The sequence below is a fragment of the Niallia sp. Man26 genome (assembly GCF_022049065.2).
Classification (GTDB): Bacteria; Bacillota; Bacilli; order Bacillales; family Cytobacillaceae; genus Niallia.
Genome location: NZ_CP095744.1, coordinates 429639 through 454147, shown reverse-complemented (window position 1 = coordinate 454147; position 24509 = coordinate 429639). Strand labels below are relative to the sequence as shown.

At 33.4% G+C, this 24509-nt stretch carries 33 protein-coding genes and 1 riboswitch; of the genes, 24 read left to right on the top strand and 9 right to left on the bottom strand.

Annotated features, from left to right (window positions below; genetic code table 11):
* Window positions 1–298 precede the first annotated feature (298 nt).
* A complete protein-coding gene (locus L8T27_RS21705; protein WP_233315050.1) occupies window positions 299–1120 on the top strand; it encodes a uroporphyrinogen-III synthase in 822 nt (273 codons plus the stop codon).
* Between the two features lie 40 nt (window positions 1121–1160).
* On the opposite strand, the gene L8T27_RS21700 is transcribed toward L8T27_RS21705, so the two are convergent.
* Window positions 1161–1475, bottom strand: coding sequence for a DMT family transporter (locus tag L8T27_RS21700; RefSeq protein WP_233315051.1), 315 nt, complete (start codon window positions 1473–1475; stop codon window positions 1161–1163).
* Entirely contained in the window at window positions 1475–1810 is a 336-nt protein-coding gene (locus L8T27_RS21695) for a DMT family transporter (protein ID WP_237942939.1), read from the bottom strand. Before L8T27_RS21695 ends, L8T27_RS21700 begins: the two co-directional genes overlap by 1 nt.
* Window positions 1811–1877: 67 nt before the next feature.
* Window positions 1878–1981: riboswitch (guanidine-I (ykkC/yxkD leader) on the bottom strand.
* A 140-nt stretch (window positions 1982–2121) separates the two neighbouring features.
* Here L8T27_RS21695 and L8T27_RS21690 point away from each other — a divergent pair.
* On the top strand, window positions 2122–2700 hold the full coding sequence (locus L8T27_RS21690) for a hypothetical protein (protein ID WP_237942937.1): 579 nt from the start codon (window positions 2122–2124) through the stop codon (window positions 2698–2700).
* Between the two features lie 341 nt (window positions 2701–3041).
* Here the strand turns inward: L8T27_RS21690 and L8T27_RS21685 are convergent, their stop codons facing one another.
* The 4 genes from L8T27_RS21685 to L8T27_RS21670 all read right to left on the bottom strand — a co-directional run bounded on the left by L8T27_RS21685 (window position 3042) and on the right by L8T27_RS21670 (window position 6807).
* Window positions 3042–3788 carry an amino acid ABC transporter ATP-binding protein gene (locus L8T27_RS21685; protein ID WP_245400076.1) on the bottom strand — a complete coding sequence of 249 codons (747 nt, stop codon included), beginning with the start codon at window positions 3786–3788 and terminating at the stop codon, window positions 3042–3044.
* Window positions 3789–3804: 16 nt separating this feature from the next.
* The gene (locus tag L8T27_RS21680; protein WP_233315054.1) at window positions 3805–4464 is read right to left on the bottom strand and encodes an amino acid ABC transporter permease; all 660 of its coding nucleotides are present in this window, start codon (window positions 4462–4464) and stop codon (window positions 3805–3807) included.
* 66 nt (window positions 4465–4530) lie between these two features.
* Entirely contained in the window at window positions 4531–5304 is a 774-nt protein-coding gene (locus tag L8T27_RS21675) for an amino acid ABC transporter substrate-binding protein (protein ID WP_237942935.1), read from the bottom strand.
* Between the two features lie 352 nt (window positions 5305–5656).
* A protein-coding gene (locus L8T27_RS21670) for an IS3 family transposase (RefSeq protein WP_237941282.1) occupies window positions 5657–6807 on the bottom strand; the annotation gives its coding sequence in 2 pieces (ribosomal slippage) (window positions 5657–6558 and window positions 6558–6807; 1152 coding nt in all).
* Window positions 6808–7132: 325 nt separating this feature from the next.
* Here L8T27_RS21670 and L8T27_RS21665 point away from each other — a divergent pair.
* The gene (locus tag L8T27_RS21665) at window positions 7133–7357 is read left to right on the top strand and encodes a hypothetical protein (RefSeq protein ID WP_233315056.1); all 225 of its coding nucleotides are present in this window, start codon (window positions 7133–7135) and stop codon (window positions 7355–7357) included.
* An 8-nt stretch (window positions 7358–7365) separates the two neighbouring features.
* Window positions 7366–7683: a hypothetical protein gene (locus L8T27_RS21660; RefSeq protein ID WP_237942933.1), complete on the top strand. Its 318-nt coding sequence runs from the start codon at window positions 7366–7368 to the stop codon at window positions 7681–7683.
* Between the two features lie 102 nt (window positions 7684–7785).
* Here the strand turns inward: L8T27_RS21660 and L8T27_RS21655 are convergent, their stop codons facing one another.
* Both L8T27_RS21655 and L8T27_RS21650 read right to left on the bottom strand, forming a co-directional pair.
* On the bottom strand, window positions 7786–8259 hold the full coding sequence (locus L8T27_RS21655) for a hypothetical protein (protein ID WP_237942931.1): 474 nt from the start codon (window positions 8257–8259) through the stop codon (window positions 7786–7788).
* Between the two features lie 4 nt (window positions 8260–8263).
* Complete coding sequence (locus L8T27_RS21650) at window positions 8264–8455, bottom strand: helix-turn-helix transcriptional regulator (RefSeq protein ID WP_233315059.1); 192 nt, start codon at window positions 8453–8455, stop codon at window positions 8264–8266.
* Between the two features lie 397 nt (window positions 8456–8852).
* Between L8T27_RS21650 and L8T27_RS21645 the strand changes: the two genes are divergently transcribed.
* The 19 genes from L8T27_RS21645 (at window position 8853) to L8T27_RS21555 (ending at window position 23214) form a co-directional block, all read left to right on the top strand.
* Window positions 8853–9527, top strand: a complete 675-nt coding sequence (locus L8T27_RS21645; RefSeq protein ID WP_445738860.1) for a response regulator transcription factor — start codon at window positions 8853–8855, stop codon at window positions 9525–9527.
* A 5-nt stretch (window positions 9528–9532) separates the two neighbouring features.
* Window positions 9533–10951, top strand: coding sequence for a HAMP domain-containing sensor histidine kinase (locus tag L8T27_RS21640; RefSeq protein WP_248574498.1), 1419 nt, complete (start codon window positions 9533–9535; stop codon window positions 10949–10951).
* 96 nt (window positions 10952–11047) lie between these two features.
* Window positions 11048–11191: a hypothetical protein gene (locus L8T27_RS21635; protein ID WP_233315062.1), complete on the top strand. Its 144-nt coding sequence runs from the start codon at window positions 11048–11050 to the stop codon at window positions 11189–11191.
* A gap of 69 nt (window positions 11192–11260) precedes the next feature.
* Entirely contained in the window at window positions 11261–11743 is a 483-nt protein-coding gene (locus tag L8T27_RS21630) for a DUF456 domain-containing protein (RefSeq protein ID WP_233315063.1), read from the top strand.
* A gap of 185 nt (window positions 11744–11928) precedes the next feature.
* A complete protein-coding gene (locus tag L8T27_RS21625; protein WP_237942925.1) occupies window positions 11929–12330 on the top strand; it encodes a hypothetical protein in 402 nt (133 codons plus the stop codon).
* 108 nt (window positions 12331–12438) lie between these two features.
* Window positions 12439–12720, top strand: coding sequence for a hypothetical protein (locus L8T27_RS21620; RefSeq protein WP_237942923.1), 282 nt, complete (start codon window positions 12439–12441; stop codon window positions 12718–12720).
* Between the two features lie 310 nt (window positions 12721–13030).
* Entirely contained in the window at window positions 13031–13705 is a 675-nt protein-coding gene (locus L8T27_RS21615) for a hypothetical protein (protein WP_237942921.1), read from the top strand.
* Window positions 13706–14046: 341 nt separating this feature from the next.
* The gene (pssA, locus tag L8T27_RS21610) at window positions 14047–14580 is read left to right on the top strand and encodes a CDP-diacylglycerol--serine O-phosphatidyltransferase (protein WP_237942919.1); all 534 of its coding nucleotides are present in this window, start codon (window positions 14047–14049) and stop codon (window positions 14578–14580) included.
* Window positions 14571–15059, top strand: a complete 489-nt coding sequence (locus tag L8T27_RS21605; RefSeq protein WP_233315068.1) for a DedA family protein — start codon at window positions 14571–14573, stop codon at window positions 15057–15059. Before pssA ends, L8T27_RS21605 begins: the two co-directional genes overlap by 10 nt.
* A gap of 70 nt (window positions 15060–15129) precedes the next feature.
* Complete coding sequence (locus tag L8T27_RS21600) at window positions 15130–15609, top strand: DUF2500 domain-containing protein (protein ID WP_237942917.1); 480 nt, start codon at window positions 15130–15132, stop codon at window positions 15607–15609.
* Between the two features lie 624 nt (window positions 15610–16233).
* Window positions 16234–16680, top strand: a complete 447-nt coding sequence (locus tag L8T27_RS21595; RefSeq protein ID WP_237942913.1) for a hypothetical protein — start codon at window positions 16234–16236, stop codon at window positions 16678–16680.
* Window positions 16681–17214: 534 nt separating this feature from the next.
* Complete coding sequence (locus L8T27_RS21590) at window positions 17215–18312, top strand: polysaccharide deacetylase family protein (protein WP_237942911.1); 1098 nt, start codon at window positions 17215–17217, stop codon at window positions 18310–18312.
* 36 nt (window positions 18313–18348) lie between these two features.
* A complete protein-coding gene (locus L8T27_RS21585; RefSeq protein WP_233315073.1) occupies window positions 18349–18987 on the top strand; it encodes a DUF3885 domain-containing protein in 639 nt (212 codons plus the stop codon).
* 143 nt (window positions 18988–19130) lie between these two features.
* Window positions 19131–19994 (top strand): aminoglycoside phosphotransferase family protein, encoded by an 864-nt coding sequence (locus L8T27_RS21580; protein ID WP_237942907.1) that lies wholly within the window; start codon window positions 19131–19133, stop codon window positions 19992–19994.
* A gap of 170 nt (window positions 19995–20164) precedes the next feature.
* Window positions 20165–20554 (top strand): hypothetical protein, encoded by a 390-nt coding sequence (locus tag L8T27_RS21575; protein WP_237942905.1) that lies wholly within the window; start codon window positions 20165–20167, stop codon window positions 20552–20554.
* A gap of 81 nt (window positions 20555–20635) precedes the next feature.
* On the top strand, window positions 20636–21259 hold the full coding sequence (locus L8T27_RS21570) for an alpha/beta hydrolase (protein ID WP_237942903.1): 624 nt from the start codon (window positions 20636–20638) through the stop codon (window positions 21257–21259).
* A gap of 61 nt (window positions 21260–21320) precedes the next feature.
* Entirely contained in the window at window positions 21321–22139 is an 819-nt protein-coding gene (locus L8T27_RS21565; RefSeq protein WP_237942901.1) for a hypothetical protein, read from the top strand.
* Between the two features lie 265 nt (window positions 22140–22404).
* Entirely contained in the window at window positions 22405–22545 is a 141-nt protein-coding gene (locus tag L8T27_RS21560; RefSeq protein ID WP_233315078.1) for a hypothetical protein, read from the top strand.
* Between the two features lie 114 nt (window positions 22546–22659).
* Window positions 22660–23214 carry a hypothetical protein gene (locus L8T27_RS21555; protein ID WP_233315079.1) on the top strand — a complete coding sequence of 185 codons (555 nt, stop codon included), beginning with the start codon at window positions 22660–22662 and terminating at the stop codon, window positions 23212–23214.
* Window positions 23215–23321: 107 nt separating this feature from the next.
* Here the strand turns inward: L8T27_RS21555 and L8T27_RS21550 are convergent, their stop codons facing one another.
* Window positions 23322–23501: a hypothetical protein gene (locus tag L8T27_RS21550; RefSeq protein ID WP_233315080.1), complete on the bottom strand. Its 180-nt coding sequence runs from the start codon at window positions 23499–23501 to the stop codon at window positions 23322–23324.
* Window positions 23502–23681: 180 nt separating this feature from the next.
* Here L8T27_RS21550 and L8T27_RS21545 point away from each other — a divergent pair, with 180 nt between their 5' ends.
* Complete coding sequence (locus L8T27_RS21545) at window positions 23682–24497, top strand: lipid II flippase Amj family protein (protein WP_233315081.1); 816 nt, start codon at window positions 23682–23684, stop codon at window positions 24495–24497.
* Window positions 24498–24509: the final 12 nt, after the last annotated feature.

Below are 24509 nucleotides of genomic sequence, written 5' to 3'. Positions count from 1 at the left end.
TTCCTTTTCCTTTAAAACAGGAATTAGTCCAATCAAATACACCATACAAAAAGCCGGAAGGTATACAGTGGGAACTGGTAACAGAAGAGGAATGGGCGGAGATGTCTGTATTAAAGGAAATAATTGAATTAACGAAAGTGAAAGAAGAAAAAAGGCCATTTTTGTAATAGAAAATGGCCTTTTTTTCGTATTAACTTAAAATTATAAGAATATTGCATAAAAATATTTTCTTTTTCTACGAGCCTGCTATTATAATAGAAAATATATGTACATAGATGAGGGAAAAGAGGTAACTAAAATGGGCAAAGGATTAGAAGGGAAGCGTGTGGTTATTGGAGCTTCTCGTAAAATAGAAGAAATCAGCAAATTAATCGAAAATCAAGGCGGTATTCCAGTTGTCCGCTCTTTACAAGGTACCGTTTTCTTAGCGGAAAAAGAGGTAGAACCTGCTCTGATTAAGTTTGTGAACGAAGGGGCAGACTGGGTCATCTTTACGACAGGCATCGGTACAGAAACACTTGTAAATATCACGGAAAAGCTAGGTGTAAAAGCGGAATATCTTAAGCGATTGGAAGCGGCTAATATAGCGATCAGAGGCTACAAGACAAAAAATTACTTGAAGAAAATTGGCGTAGTGCCTGATATTCTCGATGAAGATGGGTCAACAAGAGGATTAATTCGTGCGCTTGAAGATGTTGATTTTGCAGGGAAAAACGTATTGGTTCAGCTTCACGGTGAGACAGCGCCTCGACTCATCCAGTTTTTGGAAGATAAAGGAGCAAGCGTTGCTACTATCCTGCCATATCAGCATATCGCTCCAGAATGGGATGCTGTGCAAACACTTTTTGAGGAAATGCACGATAACAAAGTGGATGCCGTCTGCTTTACGAGTGCGATTCAAGTACGATCTCTTTTTACATTTGCAAAAGAGAAGGGTGTAACAAAAGAAATCCTCGATGCATTCCAAGACAATACATTAGCAGTTGCAGTAGGAAAAGTAACTGCAGAGGCATTATCGGAAGAAGGAGTAGACAAAATCGTTGTTCCTGAGCTTGAACGTATGGGTGCAATGATTATTGAGTTGTCTCGTTATTATGAAGGCAATAATGTGAACTCTTGAGAGAAACATGTAAGAAAAGAGCTATTCAGCTCTTTTCTTATTAGGAGACCAATTTTAAACCTACTGCTGCACCTAACACCATAGCTATAAAGACAAGTCTTCGCCAATCTTTTGATTCACCATATAGTAACATACCCAAAATAGCTCCACCAGAAGCACCAATTCCTGTCCAAATTGCATAAGCTGTTCCCATTGGGAGTGTTTCCATTGAATAGGAAAGGAAGATAAAACTAGCACCAAATCCTAAGATTAATAGTAATACGGATTGCCAGTTACGGTCTTTATGCAATTTGTTTATCATAGCCACACCAAACATTTCACACAGACCTGCTAGTATAAGAGAAATCCAAGCCATTACGATTCATCCCCTTCTTGAGTTTTATTTTTTGTAACCAATTTTAAGCCGATTACGCCTCCTAAAAGGAGTAAGATGAAGAAAACCTTTTCCACTTTAAAAGCTTCCCCAAAGAATAGAAGTTCAGAAAGTACAGTTCCTGCAGTACCTAAACCAACAAATACTGCATAAACAGTCCCAACAGGCAGCTTTTTCCCTGCCATAATCATTACGTAGAAGCTGATGATAATACAAACAACTGTCCCCGCCCACATCCATAGGTTATCAGAGTGCTTTAAGCCAATAACCCAAAATACTTCAAAAAATGCTGCGATAAAAACTTTAATCCAATCCATTTCTAAAACCTCCAAATTAATTTTGCATAAAAAAAACAAAAGCCCGGGAGCAAACTGATAAGTCAGTTTCTCCCAGGCTTTTGTCCTTCCGTGACACAGCAAAGCTGTGAGTTTTCTCTCGGACCAGTCCAACACAATAATATATGCTGCGGAACCCTAGAAAACATTTTTGTTTATTCAATTACCTTGAATTATACACAATTTTATAGATGTGTCAAACATGGCTATTCAGATATTAGCTGATTATAGTAAAAAATTTGTATTTTACCAGAAGAATGGTGATAATAGAGGAGAAAGGGAGGATGTAAATTTTGGAAAATGCATTAATTATGATGACAGATCGTTCGACCTCTTTAAACTTCCTAATATACTTGCAAAATATATATATAAATCAAACAAACAATACCGAAAAGATAAAGTTCCCTTATTTCTCTGCAAAGATTACTTTTAAGGATGACTTTAAATCAAGGTTTCAAAACCTATGGAAGAAAGTCTCTCAAATTGTATTTCTTAATGATGTCAACGATACAAAGCTGTTTTATGAGGAAAAGGAAATTTTTTATCATAGTTTGTTTTGTGAAGATGCTGAAGGTCTAACTAGTTTTCATGAAGTTTATAAAAGCTTTCAAGCTTGGTGGGGAGACTTTACTGGCGGTTTTGTGATAGAAAGGTCTATTGATGAAGCAGGCTATAATTTATATTTGGATTTAGTAGGTTATTATAAGGAAAGCGGAATTAAGGTGCAAAAAGATATTTATATTTCTCTAATATATGATGAATGCCTATTAGCAAATACTCAAACTTCATCTGATTTTGCTGTCATTCCAATTAAAGATTATTTCATAAACTATGATGAATTAGTAAAGAGATTGAAAAATAATTTTCTATAAGTATAAAACAGCGACAAAGATGCAGCTGTTTATTTCTTCAGCTCTATTTTGCCAATAATTGCTTCACTTGAAATGCCACCTGAGTCCCCACGTATTATTTACTGGTCATTATAATAAATAGTATTTACTGGAACTTCTAATGCTTGGTGTTATTATTTATTTTACACAGAAATCCTTTATTTATTGCGCGGTTTACAGTTTAATAAAGGGTTATCTATAAGATTAACTGTTTTACCTGTTAAAAGTTATGAAATTAAATCAATAAAAAAGCCAACCAGAATAAATTCTGGTTGGCCATTAAGTTTGCTAGGATGGTAGTTTATTATGAAACTGCCTTTTGCTTATTTTAAACTGCGGTTTAAGAACGCTTTTGTTCGTTCAAACTTAGGATTTGTAAACAAATCTTTTGGAGCACCAGATTCAACAATTTCCCCATTGTCCATAAATACGACTCTGTTAGCAACTTCTCTGGCAAAGCCCATTTCGTGCGTTACGACAATCATGGTCATGTTTTCTTGAGCCAGGTCCTTCATCACTTGCAATACTTCACCAGTTAATTCTGGATCAAGAGCGGAAGTAGGCTCATCAAATAACATAATATCTGGGTTCATCATTAATGCTCTGGCAATTGCCACCCTTTGTTTTTGTCCGCCGGACAGCTTAGCTGGAAACGAGTTCGCCCAGCTGGAGAGCCCGATTTTTTCTAGCAGCTCATTGCTTCTTTTCTGTATGTCAGCAGAGGATTCTTTTTTGACCATTTTTGGAGCAAGCTCTAAATTTTCTCTCACAGTCAGATGAGGGAAGAGGTTGAAGTGCTGGAAGACCATCCCCATTTTACCTGTGATTTGTTTAATGTCTTGCGGTTTAACGTATTGTCCATCTTTTACTAAATAATCGCCGCTCACACAAATACTGCCGCCATCAATCACCTCAAGATTAACAAGACTGCGAAGCATGGTGCTTTTTCCAGATCCGGAGGGACCAATAACCGCTACTACTTCGTTTTTATTTACATTAAATGTAATTTGCTTTAATACGTCTAAATTGCCGTACGATTTTTTTAAGTTAGAGATTTCAATAATAGCCATATTCACCAACTCCTTCTTATTCAAATTTGAATCGGCGTTCAAGCCATTTAAAGATTAACGTTAATAGAAGCGTCATGATTAAATAAATGACACCTGCCACAACAAATGGCACAATTGTAAAGTCGCGATTAACTGCAGCTTGAGCAAAGTGCAGCAATTCTGGTACAGCTACCGCATAAAGGAGTGCTGTATCTTTAACAAGTGTTACAGATTCGTTCGCCACAGCCGGAAGGGCGATGCGGAACATTTGCGGAAGAATAATCTTTCTTAAAGTCTGCCATTTGTTTAAGCCAAGTACTTGTGATGCCTCATATTGACCTTTATCAATGGCAATAAGACCGCCGCGGAAGATTTCGGCAAAATAAGCAGCATAGTTTAAAATAAAACCTAAACATGCAGCTACAAAACGATCTAATACTAAATATTCACCAACTACAGGAATCATTGGCAGACCGAAACAGATAAACAATAGCTGCAGCAATAGCGGTGTTCCGCGAAGCACATAAATATAGCCTTGAGCAAACCAGGAAAGAGGCTTAAAGCTGCTTCTTACAGCTAATGTTAATAGAAAGCCTAGCGGTATGGACACTACAATAGCAATGATAAACAAGAGGACAGTCATCTGAGCCCCTTCAAGCAAAGGCATAATTATTGATTTAATGTATTCAAAAGACATAAAAGTTACCTCCGAAAACAAAACGGACTTCCTTATCGGAAATCCTGTTTTGCCAGTAATTAGTTATTATTTCAACACTTTATCTTCGCCAAACCACTTTTCAGAGATTTCTGATGCAGTGCCATCCTCGTTCATCTCATCAAGTGCTTTTTGTAGTTTATTAAGCAGATCCTCATTACCTTTTTTAACGCCTACTCCATATTCTTCAGGAGCAAGAGATTCATCAAGTACTTTGAAAGTGCCTTCCTCTTTAGTCATATAGTAGTTAATAACAATTTCGTCAATTACTACAGCGTCTAAACGGCCACTCTTTAAGTCATTCAAAGCAGAAACATTGTCAGCAAACTCTGTTACTGTTTTAATTTTTGATTTAATAGGATCAGCATCTAATGCATCGGATGCAGAAGAAAGTGATTGAAGACCAACGACTTTTCCTTCTAAATCATTAAGTTTAGAAAGAGAAGAATCAGCCATTGTTACGACAACCTGTGCATTTTTCAAGTAAGGCTCTGTAAAGAGAACCTTTTCTTTACGCTCATCTGTAATGGTGTAACCGTTCCAAATAAGATCAATACGACCGCTGCTTAACTCAGATTCTTTCGTTTTCCAGTCAATAGGTTGAAATTGAGCTTTCATGCCCATTTTTTCAGCTGCTGCTTTCGCATAGTCAATATCAAAACCAACAATCTCATTATTTTCATCACGGAACCCCATAGGAGCAAATTTATCATCAATACCAATTACCAATGTATTGTCATCTTTTTCGGCAGATTTAGAGCACCCTGCTACAATGGTGAAAATCGCTGCTACTGCTAAAATCATTGTTACTAAACGTTTCATATATTATAGAGACCACCTTTTATTAAGTATTTTGCTTTAGTACGCTACCATATTATCGAACTATAGTATTGTAACACTATCATCCAATAAATACAATTAGGTTTTTCGTATAAAAGTAGATTAATATCAGTAAATTACAAATTAGTAACTAAAATAGTAGAAACCTTAAAAAAAAGAGCCCTTCATTAATAATGGAACTAATAAATCGCGATTAAATGAAACCAAAGAAGAGCTATAAACGTATTAAAGTTATTACAATTAATCTATGAGAAGGATAAAGCAATGTATAAGAAAAGAATTGTCATAAATCTATGGATTTGAGTCAATAATTTGGACACAAAAAAGTTAAGTATTAAGCGGTTCTTCTAATCTGATCCTCCATAGCTTGAGGTGTTTGATAGTCGATGCTGCTGTGAATTCTTTTTCTGTTGTACCAGCCCTCTATAAACTGAAACATGGCCAGCTTCGCTGCCCGGTAGTCAGTGTACTGGGTATGATAGACTTCTTCTTTCTTTAATATGGCGTGAAATGACTCTATACAGGCATTGTCATAAGGACAGCCTTTCTGACTGAAAGACTGCCTGATTCCGTATTTTTGGACATGCTGAGTAAACTCACTGCTGGTATATTGTGAGCCAAGATCGGTATGAAGAATTAAGCCCTTTCGGGGCTTTTGAGAAAAACAGGCGTTTTGAAGTGCTTCGATCACTAATTCCGAAGTCATAAAACGAGAAAAAGAATAGCCAACAATTTTTTTCGAATGCAGATCCAATACAGAGGCCAGATAGCACCAGCCGTCTTTTACCGTAGGAATATACGTAATATCTGCCACCCATTTCTCATTAATCGTGCAGGTAGAGAAGTCTCTTTTTAAAAGATTACCCAGCTGCACAACCTTTTCCTTTGAGGGGAAAGGACGGTATTTTTTCCTGGTAATCGAACGGATGCCTGCCTTTCTCATCAAGCGCTGGACACGTTTCAGGCTTAAACAAACCCCGTTGTTTGATAAGGTCTTATGGATTTTCGGTGCGCCATAACGCGCCTTACTTTCCAGGTGAATCCGTTGGATTTCCTGCGTGAGTTCCTGGTTTTCCAGTTCACGTTTTGACGTCGTTTTTTCAAGGGAGCCATAGTAACTGCTTCTTGGCACGGCCAGTACTTCGCACATTTTCTGGACGGGATATTGATCCTTGTGTTCCTCGATAAAATCGATGAGCTCTGATTCGGTTACTTTTTCGCGAATATGGCCATAGCCTTTTTTAGGATTTCTACCTCCTGTTTTAACCGAAGGTTTTCTTTCTGAATCTCGGCTAACTCTTTTGGTGTCAGCGCCTCTTTTTCTGAACCAATAGGGGTAAAGTCTTTCACCCATTTATAAATCGTTACTTCTGATACGCCATATTCGCTGCTTAATTCTTTAACCGGGCTGCCGGAATGATACAAATCCACAATCGTTTTCTTAAAATCATCGTTATATTTTTTGCCTGCAGGTTTACGTTCCAATTCGGACACATCCTCTCAAAATAATTGTAAGGACTTAATTAAATTGTGTCCATGAAACTATACTAACTCCATCTAATTGGTTGGCTCTATATAGTCGTTCTACAATAGTGTACTATTCTGAGGGATTCCCGTTTATAACCCCTGGTTTTAGCGGATTTATTATTTTTATGGTTGGAGTTTGTATGTGTTTATACAGTCCTAAAGTAGACGAGGTTTTAAAAAAATGGTTTGGAAAAAATAATGGAAGTGGTAAGAGTAGTTAGTATCTTTGCTAAATAAGATTACGTACGAGGAGAATTACAGGTGAAAATACCTTTTGGAGGTAATGATGAAGATAGAAGAAAAAGATGATTTGGTTATTATAGATGGTATCGAAATAGACGGTTCAATTGATATGGAACAGCACTGTAAAAAATGTCAACATAACTTGGTTTACTATGAAGATTATGATGCTTATTTCTGTCCTTCCTGCAATGAATGGACTGAGGTGAAATGTGAAGACCCTAATTGTTCTTATTGTCCAAAACGACCAGAAAAACCATTACCTTAGATGGAGTAATGATTCTAGAAAGGAAGCACTATATGCATGAAATCATTCCATTATTTTTAAATACGGAAATCTCTGAACAAGAATATTATGATGGCATCATTTATTTTATTTATTCTAGCAATATTAGAAGTGGAGAATATGAGTGTAATCAATTTGTAGTTAAAAAAATGGATCATTTAAATTATATAATTTTTGAAGAATATGTCATTAATAACAAAAGAGAAATTCATCACTCCGTGTCCATTTCGAAAAGTGAATTGGTAAAGGTAATCAATACGTTTGCGGAAAATCAAGGATTTGTCGTTAGAAGTTATGATAGGACTTGAGTGTAGATGTTTACTTTTAATGAGGCATGAAGAAACACCCCTTAAAATTCACTTCATTAAGTGTATTTTAAAGGGTGTTTTATTTGAAAAACATGTTAATGATTAATCCAATAAATCAATGTTTTTATGATAGGATTTTTTGAGTGAAGTATAGCTTATTATAAAATTAATGAAGGATATAAAAATCGCTGGTAAAAACAACTGAACTGAACTTGTCATGTTAGACGGGATTCCTTGTATTACTACTAACATAACGGCAATAAGAACCATCATGATTAAACTGCGGTTTATGATTGCTTGTTTTTCTTTTTTAAATCGTCTTTCACTTATAATATCAGGATATTCTATGCCTGACATTATATATCTTATTAGTACATAGGCAACTAGGAAACATAAAGAAAGCAAGGTGACAGTTCCAGAAGCAGACCCTCCGTAAAGAGAAAAATTATTAATCAATGCATAAATAAATAACAATATGGCAAGCAGCACAGCAGATTCAGCTATATAGTAAAGCATTTTCTTTTCTTTGTATTCATCCTTAGGTAATACCTTAGACAGCCATGATTTTTGTTCCATAAAATTACTCCTCCCAAAATAAGTCATCGAGTGTTTTTTCTAAAGCCTTAGCAATGGAAATACAAAGCTGCAAGGTAGGGTTGTAGTTCCCTTTTTCAATAAGACCAATTGTTTGTCTTGTAACATTAACCTTTCTGGCTAACTCTGCTTGAGTCATGGATTTCTCAGCTCTGGCTATTTTAATACGATTTTTCATAATTTCACCGACCGAACTAAATTACACAATGTAATGTTTAAGTTGCATTATGTAATATATATATTACATTGATTTCCTTAAAAAGGCAATAAAAAGCAAAAAAATTCTATTTATTATTTTCATAATCTTCTCCTAACGTATTTAAGATTAAAAAATTTTCATTAAAATTTTAGAAAGCATCATGATACATTTTACCGTTATTTCATTACGGTTTTGTATGATTATAGAAAGGATTAATCTTATTAAGAAAGGAGAATAGTATTAAATGCATATAAATCCCATAAGCAGGTCACTTTCATTTTAAAAAATCCTCACTTAATACAAATTAATGCATTAGTATCCAATATAATTTAGATAAGATATAATTCTGACAAGATAATATATGGAGGTAAAACAGTTGAATATTTTAGTAATTGAAGATGAAGAAGCGTTATCAGAATTTATTCTTTTGGAGCTAATGCACGAAGGATATAATGTTACGCCTGCTTATGATGGAAGGAAAGGGTTAGAGCTTGCATTAGAAAAGAATTGGGATGTTATCCTGCTTGATTTAATGCTGCCAAAATTAAATGGTATTGAAGTTTGTAGACGGTTAAAGGCAGTAAAGGATATTCCGATCATTATGATAACTGCCAGAGATAGTATTATGGACAGGGTCTTAGGATTAGATATCGGTGCTGATGATTATATTCCAAAACCCTTTGCCATTGAGGAATTGTTAGCAAGAATTAGAGTTATTATTAGAAGACAAGAGAAACTGAAAAATTTACCGGAGATGACTTTGTCCTTTAAAGATCTTGAGCTTAATATTGAGTCAAGATTGTTAAAAAAAGGGGAGCACCTAATAGAACTGACTAAAAAAGAGTACGACTTGTTATTTCTGTTTATGAAAAACATTAACCGAGTTTTAACTAGAGAGATTATTCTAGAAAATATTTGGGATTATCATGCAGACATAGAAACAAATGTCGTAGATGTTTATGTGATGCATCTTCGCGGGAAATTGGAAGCTAATGATAAAGAAGGCTATATACAAACGATTAGAGGAATGGGATATGTTATGAGGGAATGAAAAGTGTGAAAGCATTATTACCTAAAAGTATCAAGATAAAATGGAAATTAACATTTTGGGCCGCATTACTAATCCTCTTCTTATTTTTATCCTATACCTTCGTTCAGTATGTTGTCATTATGAAGTGGGTTAATAATCATGAAAGACAAACAATTCAAAAAAATATGGAAGAAATTTATGCCTATTTATTAGAAGCAGATTCAGAACAAGAGATTTTAGAAAGTAAAGCGTATATAGATATCTTGAATGAACATCACCAATTAATAAGGATTGTTAGTGAAAATAATTCCGTATTATTTACAATAACAAATAAAGTGCCAAAAAATTGGGTCTCATCACAATCAGCTTTAAAAGAAGAATTAGTGGAAATGTCCCCTAAGGGAGATCGACTGCTTGTATACCGAAAGCCTTTTAAAGTAACCGGTTTTAAAGGTACGATAGAAATTGTCCGAAACTTAGAGAACTTCGAAAGTTTGATAAATCAAATAACGACATTAGTAATAATTACAGGATTAGTGGCTATCATTTTAAGTTTTGTAGGGGGAAGGATTCTGTCCTTTCAGTTATTAAAACCAATAAATTCTATGATTAGGACAATGAAAAGTATAAAAGAAAATGGTTTGAATAAACGGGTGAATATCGATAAACAGCATGATGAAATGACAGAGTTAGGAATTATGTTTAATGAATTAATGGATAATCTCGAGACATCTTTCCAGCAACAGCAACAATTTGTGGAAGACGCTTCTCATGAATTAAAAACACCATTAACAATCATTCACGGTCATCTATCCCTTATAAATCGCTGGGGAAAAGATAATCCGCAAACATTAGAAAGGTCACTTAACTTGAGTTTGAATGAAACCAATAGATTAATCCGTATGGTTTCAGAATTGCTGACCTTATCAAGAGGAGATTTCTCCACAAGTACTGCTGTATTAGAGGATATAAAAATAAAAGGTGTAGTAGAGGATGTTGTTGAAAATTTCTTAACTTTAAATCCAGACTATAATATTTCCTCTTCAATAGATATTAGTAAGGATTTCACCTTAAAAATATTCAAAAATCATCTTGAGCAAATAATAATTATCCTGTTAGATAATGCCATAAAATATTCAAAAAACAAGAAGGAAATCGAGCTTAAAGTAAAACATAGCGAAAACAGCTTAGCTATTGAAATAAAGGATTACGGTGTTGGAATTCCAGAAGAAGACCTACCATTGGTGATTAATCGATTTTACCGTGTTGATAAAGCAAGAAGCAGAAAAAATGGCGGAAATGGGTTAGGATTAGCAATCGCCAAAAGGTTATTGGAATATTATAAAGGGTCGATTGAAATTCAAAGTGTTTATGGTGAATGGACAAAGGTAATTATTAATATCCCTTTGAGAAAAGATTCTGATGTACTGTTCCGAAAAAAATAAAATGAATTAAAGAGGTGGAAAGAATGTTTAAAAAATTTATGAAAACGATTAAGCAATTTTCTCACAGCAGTCATAGATCTAGAAGCTATAGCAGAAGTGATAGAAAAAGGTATAAAAAATACAGCAGCAGTGATAGAAGAGGATATAAAAAAAGCAGCAGCAGTGATAGAAGCAGAAGGTATAATCCGTATGGCGGCAGTCACCGCTATAAAAGTCGCAAGCATAGCAGCAGCTAAATAACGAAAGGAAATCTTGTTCTGAAAGAGCAAGATTTCTAAATGTTAGAATTTTAAAAAGGCAGGTTTTTTGATGGAATTCGTATGGTGGGCAATAACCATAATATTATTTATATTAAGTTTTGTGGGGATAGTTTATCCGATTATTCCCTCTGTAGTAGCAATATGGGGAGGATTTTTGGTTTATCAGTTTTTGATTAATCCTAGTGAGCTGTCTATATGGTTCTGGATAAGTATGGGATTGTTAAGTGCTGTATTAATAGCAGCCGATATCATCGCAAATAGTTATTTTGTGAAAAAATATGGCGGGTCAAAGATTTCTGAAACAATAGCTGCAATCGCAACAATAGTCGGGTCCTTTATTCTCCCTCCATTTGGAATTATCCTCGTACCATTTGTAGCGGTTTTAATTACGGAATATATCTTGCATAAAGATATGAAGAAGGCGGCAAAGGTTGGATTCGCTACGGTAATAGGCTTCTTAGGAGGCAGTGTAGCAAAAATATTAATACAGGTTATTATGATTATTTGGTTTTTTACTGCAGTAGTTGTATAGGTTGATTTATCAATCTCTATTGAGAGGAATTCTAATGAATTCCTCTTTGTTTTTTAGATAATGTAAAAAAAAAATGATTAATTAATATGGGTTAAAGGACTAAAGGGGGTAAGTGAAAGCATAACTATAATATGAGTCCCACTTATAATAAAAAATTAGAGGAATAATAAAAGCGAGGTAGATATATGAAAGAAAAACTTAGAAAAATCAATCTACGTACTGCTTTAATAATGGCTATTTGTTTTTACTCTTTAACAATAGCACTGCATATCCTTGTTATCAGCAGTGTTATTCCGTTCTCTTGGGTTAACGGAGGGCGATCTGATTCGTTTGAATCTCAGCTGCCAATATCTGTTGTTGGTATGGTTGTTTGCATTATAGGCGGTGCTTTTACCATTTTTGCTGCCCAAAAAAAGCGGTATTTACATAAAAGAGGAAGATCTATTATATGCTGGTGTTTCGTGGCACTTTGGACCTTTGGCTTTTTTCAACAACTACTTGGAACCTCTTTTGAAAAACTGGTATGTTCGTTTCTATTGCTTCTTGGAGTGGTATCACACTTGCGTATGGCTATTGAAACAAGATAATGAATAAGGAATTAGTAGTTAAATTGTTTTGATTTCTAATTTTAATTTACGGGTAATAATATCGGTAAAGATAAAAATATTTTAGTTTTTTGTATTTGGAGGGATTTTATGGAAATATCCATGGCGATAATTGTTATTATCACACTTGCATTACTTTTCATCCCTGTTATGTTTTATTATAAAAATACAAAAAAATTATTATTATCATTGTTAGTCTATTTTATATGTGCTGCTCCAATGCTATATGTGGTTATTGATGATGTAATAAATAATTATGAAGATGCTAATATTGGCTTAGGATTAGGGATTTTTCTTACTTGGGGTCTTACTGCTTGTTTATATTTAATTTTAGGAATCTCAATTTTTGTTAGATTAATACGAAAAGGGTAGTGTATATTGATTTATCTCCGCTGCTAAAGCAGCTTTTTTATTTTTTGAGATATGCTTGATTATATGAAGAAATTCGCTAGAAACAGATGCAAATCCGATATCGCAAATAAGATGCAGCCGTGAAAAGTCAGACAGTGGTATAAATGTCTGACTTTTTTTGTATTAATGGAAGTTTGTTGCAAATTAAACAGAGTTTCTATGTTCCCGAAAGAAATTTTAAAAGAAATGTGTTTGGGAATAAATACCTTTGGGAAAAGAGAACTTATAAGTTAAATATTGTAAAACGAAATAGTGATGGAGGATTCTGGAGATGACAGAAAAAAAGCAAAGATTATTAGGTAACATTTTTTTAGCATTACTACTGGTTATAGTGATAAGCGGTTGTGGTCAAAAAGACGAAGCTCAGGAAACAGAGGGGAAAGCTGAAAATACAGCAGCAGCTACAGAAGCAAATACAGAAGCAAATACAGAAGCAACAGCAGATGCTAGTGAACCGAAAAAAGTGTCGGCAGCAGAAACGGATGGAAAAACAGTTTTTGATAGGAACTGGGATAGCTTGAAAAATGAATGGAATAAAAGTATGACTTCCGTTAATCCTGACTTGGCTACTCTTAATGATTTAGAAGAAAAGGATAGTGCTTATGGATTACTTCGTACTGGCACTATCAATGAGAATCAAACAATTGTAGTATCTGCAGCAACGGATAACGATACTGGCAACCTTCGGACAGCAGCAATTTTTGGAATTATGGATGATAGCGGAGACGTTACTTCTGCAGCAGTTAACTTAGTTAATATAGCAGATTCAACCATTTCGGCAGAAAAGAAACAAGAAATTAATACAGCATTAGGTTTAGTCGACGGTAGAATTATTGATAGTGGGCAAAGTACATATGAGGAGAACGGGCTGATGTATACGGCCATTTATGATGCTCCAGAGAATTTGGAGCCTACATTAGGATTGTCCATACAAGAGGTTGAATAGAATTTATTGTATTTGTTTTAGTTTTCTTTAGAAAAGAACACAAAGCAGTCTGCCTATAGGTGACTGCTTTTTTGGTGTATATTTGTTTTCTTTAGACGGAAATCTAGCTATTAAATAAAAAAAAACAAAATAAAACAAAAAATAGTTTGTTTTTTTATCTAATTAAAAGGTTTTTTTTATGAAAAACACATAGAATCCACATTGGAATTTTATAATTTGAAAGAATAATAAGATTGCTCGTACTTTTTGAGATAAAGAAAAATTCACATAGAGTAAGGGTGAACCATAATTATACTAGGAAGATGAATAAATAAACAATCGTTTTGGAGGCTGGTTATATTTTGATTTATTTAGCTAATATCATTACCATATGCAACTTTATCTGCGGGGTGTTATCTATCTATTCCTTGCTATTAAATAATACATTTTCAGCGATGATGTTTATCTGCTTTGGCATGTTTTTTGACCTGTTTGATGGCAGGGTTGCGCGAAAGTTTAATACCGTATCTGAGTTCGGGAAAGAGCTTGATTCTCTTTCTGATTTAGTAACATTTAGTATTGCACCCGCCATGCTGGCATATAGTATTTCTTTAAGTCAGCTTTCCCTCGTTGGTTTGGTTTGTGCACTTGCATTCAGCATTTGCGGACTGCTGAGATTAGCCCGTTTTAACGTAGAACAAAGCAATTTGGCAGTATTTATTGGATTGCCAGCACCGGCTGCTGCTATGTGCTTGTTAGTACTTATGACATTACATAGCCCAGTTATTTTGTGCATCGGCATATGCATCCTGGCATTTCTAATGGTCAGTCATATTAAAATTCCAAATTTCAAGAAACAAGACAATGAAAAAATGGAAATTCACGGATGGAAGTAGCTAACGAGTTAATCGGTCAATATGGTTATTTTGCTGTTTTCCTATTGCTCAGTTTGGGAATAGTGGGGTTGCCAATTCCTGATGAAGCACTGATGACGTTAATAGGATACTTTACGCATATAGGCACTCTTAATTATCAGCTTGCTATTTTAATCAGCTTTAGCGGGACTTTTCTAGGCATGATGATTAGTTATATGATTGGTAAAAAAGCTGGAAGACCTCTGATAGATAGGTTTGGAAAATGGATTGGGCTAAAGGAGAAAAGATTTTTAAAAGTTGAATCATGGATAAAGAAGTTTGGACCGTATTCCCTGTTGATCGCTTATTTTATTCCAGGAGTACGCCATCTCACATTTTACTGTTGCGGGATTGCACATATGAGGCTAAGAATATATTTGATGTATGGCGGAATTGGGGCCTTAATGTGGTGTTTTGTTTTTATTACAATTGGCAAATTGTTAAATATAATGGGAGTTTGAGAGGAATGCAGAATCATACAGAGGGCATAATTCAGCTCTCTATTGTTGTTTCATAAATTGGGAAAAATGGTTGAATTATGAAACTTATTATATACATAGTCGTAAGTATTATAAGCTGTTAAAGAAGGAGGCTTTATATGGCGGGGATTTGTTTTTTCAAGAAGATTTAATCTTTCAAATCGGTCCTATTATTATTGCAATAATTTTTATTATTGTAATCAGTGGCTTCTTTTATTCCATTTTTAAAGGAATTGGTCAGTGGCGCAAAAATGAGCAATCACAACAGCTTAGTGTGACAGCTGTTGTGAAATCAAAAGGAACAGATGTTAGCGGAATTTCAAATGCTAATTATCAAGAAGAAAGCAACTTTTCATCAAGCACTTATACATTTTATTATATTACCTTCGAATTTGAAAGCGGTGATCGTTCAGAGTTTCATGTTTCTGGTAAAGAGTATGGTCTGCTTTCTGAAAATCATATTGGAGTATTGAGCTTTCAAGGCAGTCGTTACTTAGGATTTCAAAGGCAGAAGGGAATTACTAATAATTAGTATTTTATCCTTTGTGAAGATGTTACCCATTAAATACTCAGCAAATATTAATATTTTTACTATAATTCACAATAAAAAGATGAAAAAATCTGCTTGGATAGTGAAACTTTATGCTAAGAAATTTCGTTTATATTAATACAAACAGTATGTTTATTTAAGAGCTTTTAAAAATGTTGAAGATTGGTACAAAAGGGGCTTTTAATGTAAGATTATGTAATTAGATTGGTGTTTGGAACCATTACAATGGGAGTTTCAACAGGATGTCTTTTACTATTTAACAAACAATGGTTACAAGAGCCCAATTTAGAAAGAAATCTGTTTTTATTACTAATAGGTTTTGTTGGCGGTTGGGGTGGCTGGTATGTATTAAAAATCATTAAATATAAAAGAATTTAGTAGCTGAAATTTGTTAAATACTCTCATAAACTTCAGATAATATACTTCCGTTACCTCTCCTAATTGTATATACATAAAGTGAATTTTTCAGCTATGCTAAGTCATGCTACTGCTATTCTCCTCTCTTTTTTATATTCTTTTATGAAAATATTCTTCCTTTAATAAGTTTGAGTGAAATTAATAGCAGTTTGCTAAAAAATTAGATTCAACATTGCTAGGAGTGTTCAAATGAAGAAATTCTTATTGATCACAGGCGTAACGGTATTAGCAGGGTTATTAGCATTCATTATTTATAATGTTAATTTTAAGGATAAAAATTTCACTGCAATAACTAACATTGAAAATGCGGAGATAACTTCATTAGAAGTCAAAAAAATGAGCCGGAATAGTGATGAAGAACTGTTAGTGACCGTAACTAATCATGAAGAAATTAAAAAAATAATGGCTGATTTTAGAAATTCTAAATGGGTTAGAGAACCACAGAGTTTTACCGCAGAAGAATACTATAGTGTTGCTATGAAGAAGGATAAAAATTCCTTAGGTGAAATACTGATAAATGGGAATGAATCATTTCTAGTATCTATACATAAAAATACTAGCTATAGTAAATCAAAATATTTCATTTTTAAAAATGAAAATTTAGAGATTGATAATTTATTTAGAGAAAATAGTTAACATAACGCTACTCTAGAGAGCAGCACTTGAAAAAATTCGTAAAGGTCTTAAATACTAAGGACTTTATAAAGAATACTCCTAAAAAAGAAGCGTATTATAGGAAATTTAGTATGGAGTTGATATTGCCTAAATATGGATGTATAGGGACTATAGTTCTGTTATTCCAAATAGTGTAAGTTAATTAATCTTTTAATACAGTTTTTATGTTAAATTAAGAGATGTTTGTTAAGGAAAAAAATGTGAAATAAAAATGCGTTAAAATGAAACGTTAAGGAATAGATGGGAGGAATGTAATTAATTTGTTTGGATGAAGCTTTCAAAAGAATATAAATCTAAAAATACAATACTGTATGAACCAGCATGGTGTTTATAATAAAGAATTAGGTGTTTGTTTTTACTTCTATCTTTTAATATAAAAAGAAGGTCAAACAATTGCTTTATTAGAGTTGTTTGGCCTTTTTGTGCTTATTCGTACAAAAAACTCTCAATATATTAATTTACATAATGTTAAAGTAGAAAGTGAAGGACAGGAAGATGAAAAGAATAGGGATTATCGTTTTTTGTATGTTGTCAATATTAATTTTGTTAGTTGTTACGGAAAAAAATAGAACTTTATCAAGTGACTCTACGCCCCGACAAATGGCTGAAGACAATGAAATAGATAAACACGAAGAAGTACAAACAGATGAAAACAAAGACAGTGAAAAACCAACTGAAACGCAAGACGTTGAGAAAGAAACGGAAACGAAAGAAGCTGAAAAAACAATCGAAGAAAAACCTGATGAAAAACCAGTAGAAACGAAAGACGCTGAAAAAGCAACAGAAGAAAAGGCTGATGAAAAATCAGTGGAAACAAAAGACGCTGAAAAAGCAACAGAAGAAAAGGCTGAAGAAAAACCAGAAGAAACAAAAGACGCTGAAAAAACAACAGAAACAAAAGACACCGAAAAACCAGAGGAAACAAAAGATACTGAAAAAGCAACAGAAGTTAAGGCGAATGAAAAAGTAGTTTATTTAACCTTCGATGATGGTCCGACTTCTTCTACTTTTGAGATTTTAGATACCCTTGACAAGTATAATGTAAAAGCAACATTCTTTATGTTAGAACCTGCTATGAAGACTTATCCGAAAGCGGTTAGTCGAACGGTTAAGGACGGACATGGAGTTGGTTTACATGGCGTTACCCATGATGTAAATAAATTTTATCAATCAGCAGAGTCAGCTTTAAATGAAATGCAAGTAGCTCAAAAAACATTACAGGACATCTCAGGTGTTAAAACAAACTTAATCCGCACGCCGTATGGAAGCATTCCTTATTTAACAAATTCTTTTAGAGACGTTTTAAAAGAGAATAAATTTGTCATCTGGGATTGGAATGTGGACAGCAGTGATTGGAGCGTTTCCAATAAAAAATATGTACAAAATATAATTGAACAACTAAAACAATTAGATCCGTCTAAGCATTCACCAATAATATTAATGCATGACAGAAGTGGCACAGCTTCTGAACTTCCTACTCTATTAAACTATTTAAAGGATAATAACTATCAAGCAGAAATCATAGATGAAAAACTTGAACCGTATAGTTTTGAATGCCATGACCGTTGTTATCCAATCACTCAAGCTCAATAAGAATAACTAGTAAACTTTCTAGAAAAGCGGTGTAGCATGCTATTAAATAATTATATGAATACAAACTTCCCGGCTTTAGAACTGAGACCGCCCTTGTTTTATAGCTGGGATATCGGCATTCGTTTTGAACTTGGGGTTAATTGGGAAAGGGAATATGACTATCCAGATAACCCGTATATACTTGGGTGCTATCATAGGGCGATTTCCTTGTTTGAAGCATTACATTCCCCTGAGGAAGATATTTATGTAGTGATGGATATAAGTGATTTTCATAAGGGGAGAAATATTAGACGAAATCTAGGGAACTTTTCGTCCTATGTTGAAAAATCCTTATTGTACAGGCTGAGCCATGAAATCAAAGCTTATGTTTTTCCTGAAGATGACGAAGCAGGAATATACAAAACACATAGATTTACTCTAAAATGTAAAGCAGCAGATCTCAACTATATTCCGCTGTTAAAAGCAATTTGTAATCAAGATTTGGCACTAAAACCAAGTATTTATCATAGAGTCTATTTTATTAATATTGATAGAAAAACAATCTTTCATGTTTACGATGATAGAGGCTGTGATTTATTAGCTGAATCACCAGAGAATATAAGAAGTATTTATAAAACTTTTAATGATTGGATATTAGATTACGATCGGAATTTGATTGACAAGGTTTTTAAATAAATTGTAAGGGTGGTTCAATACTATTGAATCGCCCTTATTTTTTAATTTTTCTAGAGTGGCAGGATAATCAGATGGAGTGGTATAATTTGGAATAAAAGGAACGGTTAGCTACAATTGAAGCATAGAATAAGGAGGTAATACTAATGATAAATAGAATCATTCAACATTTTAGACTAGATGTATTATCAATAAGTGAGGTTGAAGATTCATACAGTTCCACAGTCTATATATGTAATTTGCAAAATGGTGAAAATGTATATGTGAAAATTCCTTATTCAAAATTAAAGTATCACCGAGAATTGGAAGCATATAACCTTTTAAAGGGGAATGTCTCCATTCCTGAAATGTTGGACTATTGGTCAGGCGATGAGGAGTGCTGCGGTGCTTTTTTATTATCAGCATTGAAGGGGAGACCGCTAACAACTGCTGCTTCACATTCAGTGGCATTCCAAGTTGGAGAAGTTCATGCAACCATGCATACAATCAAAGCAAACTCTGGCGAAAAGTTGAATACGATCCAAAATGCGTTTCCCAACTGGTCTGTATTCATAGAAGACCAGTTTTATAGCTTTGCAGAAGATGTAAAAGACATCTTACCAACCACCTTATATAAACAAGCACTCGAAAAGTTTGCGGAAATGAAACTTCAACTCCCCACACCTGATGGACCTAGCTTTATCCACATGGATTTTCGTCCAGCAAATATATTAGTTGATGATGATAAAGTTGCTGGAGTGATAGATTTTGAAAGTGTTCGGTTTGGTTCCACAGAAATTGATTTCACTAAATTGTACCGTGATTTCCTGAGTATTGATTCTGCTTTGTATAAGGCTTATCGAGAAGGCTATGAGAGTATCAGACCCTTAATTGATTTAGACAGTGTATTGCCTTTTTATCAATTTACTGATGCGTTTAATAGTATTGGCTGGTGTAAACGTCGTGGAGTGGAAGAGAATGCTGTGTTTATGGAGGAAAATTTGGGGAGATTACAAGCCTTTTTGAGATAAAAAAACAGCTGGAATTTATGGAAGGAGGGGATTTTTAAATCAATTTCTTCTCTGGATTAATAAAAGATTGGAACTATTCTTATACTTAATATAAATTAAAGACTATAAAGTTGGCTGATCCCTTTTTATGGTGAAAGTAAATTAAGAAACACATACATAAGGAGTTTAATGTGAAGAAAATAGTGTTATTATTAGCGATTACTATAATAGTAATTTTTGCGGGGAGTTTAGTATATATACAATTGACAGATGAAACTTATAAAGGTATGTCAATTATCCCTGAACAACATGAAGATATACCTTTATTTAAGGGTTTAGAACCTACAAGAGTAAATTATGTTAGGAATGGGGACCACTTGAATGAAGTCTATGAGTATTATGTTAATAAACTGCCTGAACTAGGGTGGAAGAGTGAGTATATTAAATCAGAATTTGATGATGAAAATCCAGGCTTTTATTCAAGATGGACAAAGCAAGGTTTTGAAGGTGAATTAACGATTCTAGGATCATATAATACATTTGAGAAGCAAACGGAAGTAAGTTTTGATCAACAGAAATAACGTGCGTACTGAAGAAGGAAACTAATTAATAGTTTAAGAAAAAAATTAGAGAACCGTAAAACTATTGGGAGTGATAAAACAGTGACTAATAAAGAAATTTTTGATTCTTACAGTATTCCATTCAGATTAATAGAACAGCAAGAAACAGCGGATAATTTAGTTATTATCTTACCAGGGGCGGGCTACACTACACAGGCTCCGTTGTTACACTTTACAACAAGCTTGTTTTACACTAAAGGGTTTGATGTATTACATATTAATTATTCATTCAGTAAGCAAGAGTTATCTTACTTAAGTGAAAAGTATTTTACAATAGAAATACAACGTACAATCGACAAAGCCATTGAGAACAAGAAATACAAAAATATTTTTGTAGTGGCAAAATCAATAGGAACGATAGCTCTGAGTTATTTGCTTCATAATAAAATGTTGAAAGATGCAAAAACTATATGGTTAACTCCATTATTGCAAAGAGATGATGTATTTAAAGCAATGGTCACTAGTGAAAATAAAGGACTGTGTATTATTGGTGATAAAGACAGTTGTTTCATTGCGGAACGATTTGAAAAATTGAAAAACAATCGACAACTGACTTTCCATCTGGTAGAAGGAGGAAATCACAGTTTAGAGCTGGATGGACTTCCTATAGAATCTGTTGAAATTTTGAAAGGTGTACTTATGGAAATAAGTAATTTTGAAATATAGAATATTAAGCTGATTTGCACCTAAAAACGGATTGCCCATAAACTAAAATGAGGTGATTCAAATGTCATTAAGAAACCAGAATCAATTGGACCAAGAAGCACATCAACAACAATATTTCCGGCCTTCCTGCTTACCAGCATTAAATTTAAGATTTAATTTTGAGTTCTTTGACCAATTTGGGGAGAACTACTATAACCAGATACAATTACCCGCAGAGTTGACTAAAACTCCTGAAGATACTGTTGTTAATTATTTTAGCATTTTGCGTGAGGCAGAAAATCTATATGTCAGAAGCTGTGGATCAGTTGGAAATGCAAAGACGCCATATCCAATTGCCTACAATTTGTTTAGTAATGCATTACGAGATAAAGTTCATTATGAGGATTTCATTAACTCATTTGCAGGGATAGGACATATTAGTCTTATTAAGCTTTGCAGGCTACCAGGTGAAGAAGAATTACGTTTTTTTAATGAACTAGAAACAATCCATGGTTTTAAAGAAACAGCTGCTGAATTTTTTGGTTACTCATATGGATTTATGGAGCTTAGTTTTGAAGGAAATGGCTACCGTATAAACGATATTCAGCAGTTAAGTGAAGATTTTTTATGTGCTCCATATCATCTTTGGCAACATAATGCCGAATCCGTTGTAGATGTAAAGTATGGTGATTGGTGTAAATTAATCAAGAAAAGATATCCAACAGTAAAGCAGGGATATGTTAAAAATATTTATGTTCTTGGTACTGACGGGGCTTATTATTGTTTTCTATTTTTTACTTTAACTAATGGTACAGACGTAGAAATCGCGCAATTTCGGAAAATGAACGATGGTAAATGGAAACTTCTGAAGATGAATCCGGACGAATGTATTGCAGAATAAAGTATAAATTAGCAATAGGTCAGTATAACATAGAGCTTTCCTTAAATGGGAAAGCTATTTTATTCGAGGAGTAGTCCGAAAGAATGTAGAGCGTCCTTATAATGTCAACAGTCTATCAATATACCTCTAAGTGAAACCAAACAGTTAAAGAAACGTATATAAATATAACAAGATAGTATATGTCAACATCACAGGATTTTTAATATTAACAACAGCTTTAGAATAATCTGTTTTAGAGCAGTGATATAGAAGGAGTAATAATATTATGGGGATTTATAACGCTATATTAAAGAAGGTTAATGAACAGAGTGAATTTATTAAAGTTAGTATTTATGTAATGATAGGATTCTCAATCATTTTAGTTGGATATGGAGTAGGCCGGATGATTGGTATGGTAGCTTTTTAGGCTGGATTTAGCACATTTAATCGATTTTTCCTTACTATACATAATTACATTTGGTTTTTCAATATAGGGCTAGTATTTTGTTTGATGAGGTTAGTACCATCTGGAGGATATTTAATGAAGCAAAAAGTAATATTTATACCTTTTTTATTTTTATTTCTATTAGTTGGTTTTCTTTATTTCTATATTAATAATGATTACGTTATTGATGCTAATAGCCAATCAATAGAGTCCAGTTTAACTGAATGGGAGAATAGAGGGGAGGAAGAAAAAGTTAAGATTAAAGTCTTAGATGTAGTCACATTGGGAAATTCAAATACATCTGTTGTGCTTTTTGAACTAGATAATAAATATACTGGTTACGCACAATTAAATAAAGGATGGAATGGAAAATATAAAATAAAAATGTCAGGGTATGGTACCAGTAAAGTATCATATGTAGATATAAAAACAAATAGCGGAGTTTATGGCATAATTTATGGGGAAAATCCTAATAAAAAAATTGCTCAAATTACTGCAGCTTTATTGAATGAAAATTATAGTTTAACTTTTACTGTTTCAGAGGAGGAAACTTTTTTGAAGTATGACAAAATTCCAGATGATTTAACTCAGACCTTTCCTGCAGAAACAACTTGTTTTGATGCAAATCATCATGTTATTAGGGGAATTTAAATGTTTTTTTGCTGTAGATAGAATTTTAACTAACGAAAACGAGCTTAACTTAATTTTTTTAAAAACAAAAAAAGTACCTGTAGAAAAAGGTACAATGAATAACAAATTTAAGTTAACTTGCTGGGATTCACAATCTTTATAGAAATAACTTCTCCACAGTTTAAACAGTATGTATAGATTTTCTCAGAACCAATTGCCATCTTTTTGTTTAATGGTCTAAGGTTAATATAGTCACTTCCTTGAGAAAAAGAAGTTCCCCCACACTCTGAGCATTTTTTACCTTCCATATTAAAACTCACCTCCGTTTAATTGTTAGTATTTAATACGTTTTCAATAATATAAAGTTTCATGATTTTATTTAATAAGTTTAATATTATTTTCCTAAGATTGGAGTCTTTATATTATCAATTTTTGTATAATGGTCTATAATAATCTAAGATATTTAAGTTAACTAATGAGGAGTTATTATGGATCTAGTTACAGGTAAAGTCTTATTAATATCATTATTTTTATTGTTAGTAACAATGATTGAAACATTAGCATATTCTACTAGAATTTCAGGTGCAAGGGTAAAGTTAATCGCAACAGCTTTATCTTTATTTAGTACATTGCTTATTGTTTCTAGGTTTTCTACGATGTTTCAACAACCTTTAACAGCAAAGCTTATTGCAGAAGCACCAAGTATTAATCCAATGCATTACATTGAAGAGCAATATAGAGTTTTGATAGGAGTTACATCTTTTGGTGTATTGTTAGGAATATTTTTATTTCCTACATTCATTAATATTTTCTCGAGAGCCATCATTCAACTTTCTCAACAAAGTGGTTCTGTTGTAGCTTTATTTATAAAAAATTTTAATAAAAATGGTTTTAAAAAGGTGGTAATGTGTTTTCGTCTTCCGAGGTTTACATATTTAAAAGGGATTACTCTTAAGACTATTCCTAAACGACTTTTTATCATTAATGTAGTTATTTCTGCAGTGTTTACGATTGGTGTTTTGTCGTCTATTTATGCTTCAATGCTCGTACCTGAAACGTATGCTCCGGCTGCTTTAATGTCATCTGGCATCATAAATGGAATAGCGACCATATTGCTAACTTTATTTATAGACCCAAAAGCATCTGTTCTAGCAGATAAAGTCATGAAGAAACAGGTTGATTACATTTATCTAAAAAGCTACTCTCTCACAATGATAGGTTCCAAGTTTGTTGGTACGATTGTTGCACAACTAATATTTATACCAGCTGCATATTATGTAGCATGGTTTGTTAAGTTAATTTGATTTAACTAATAC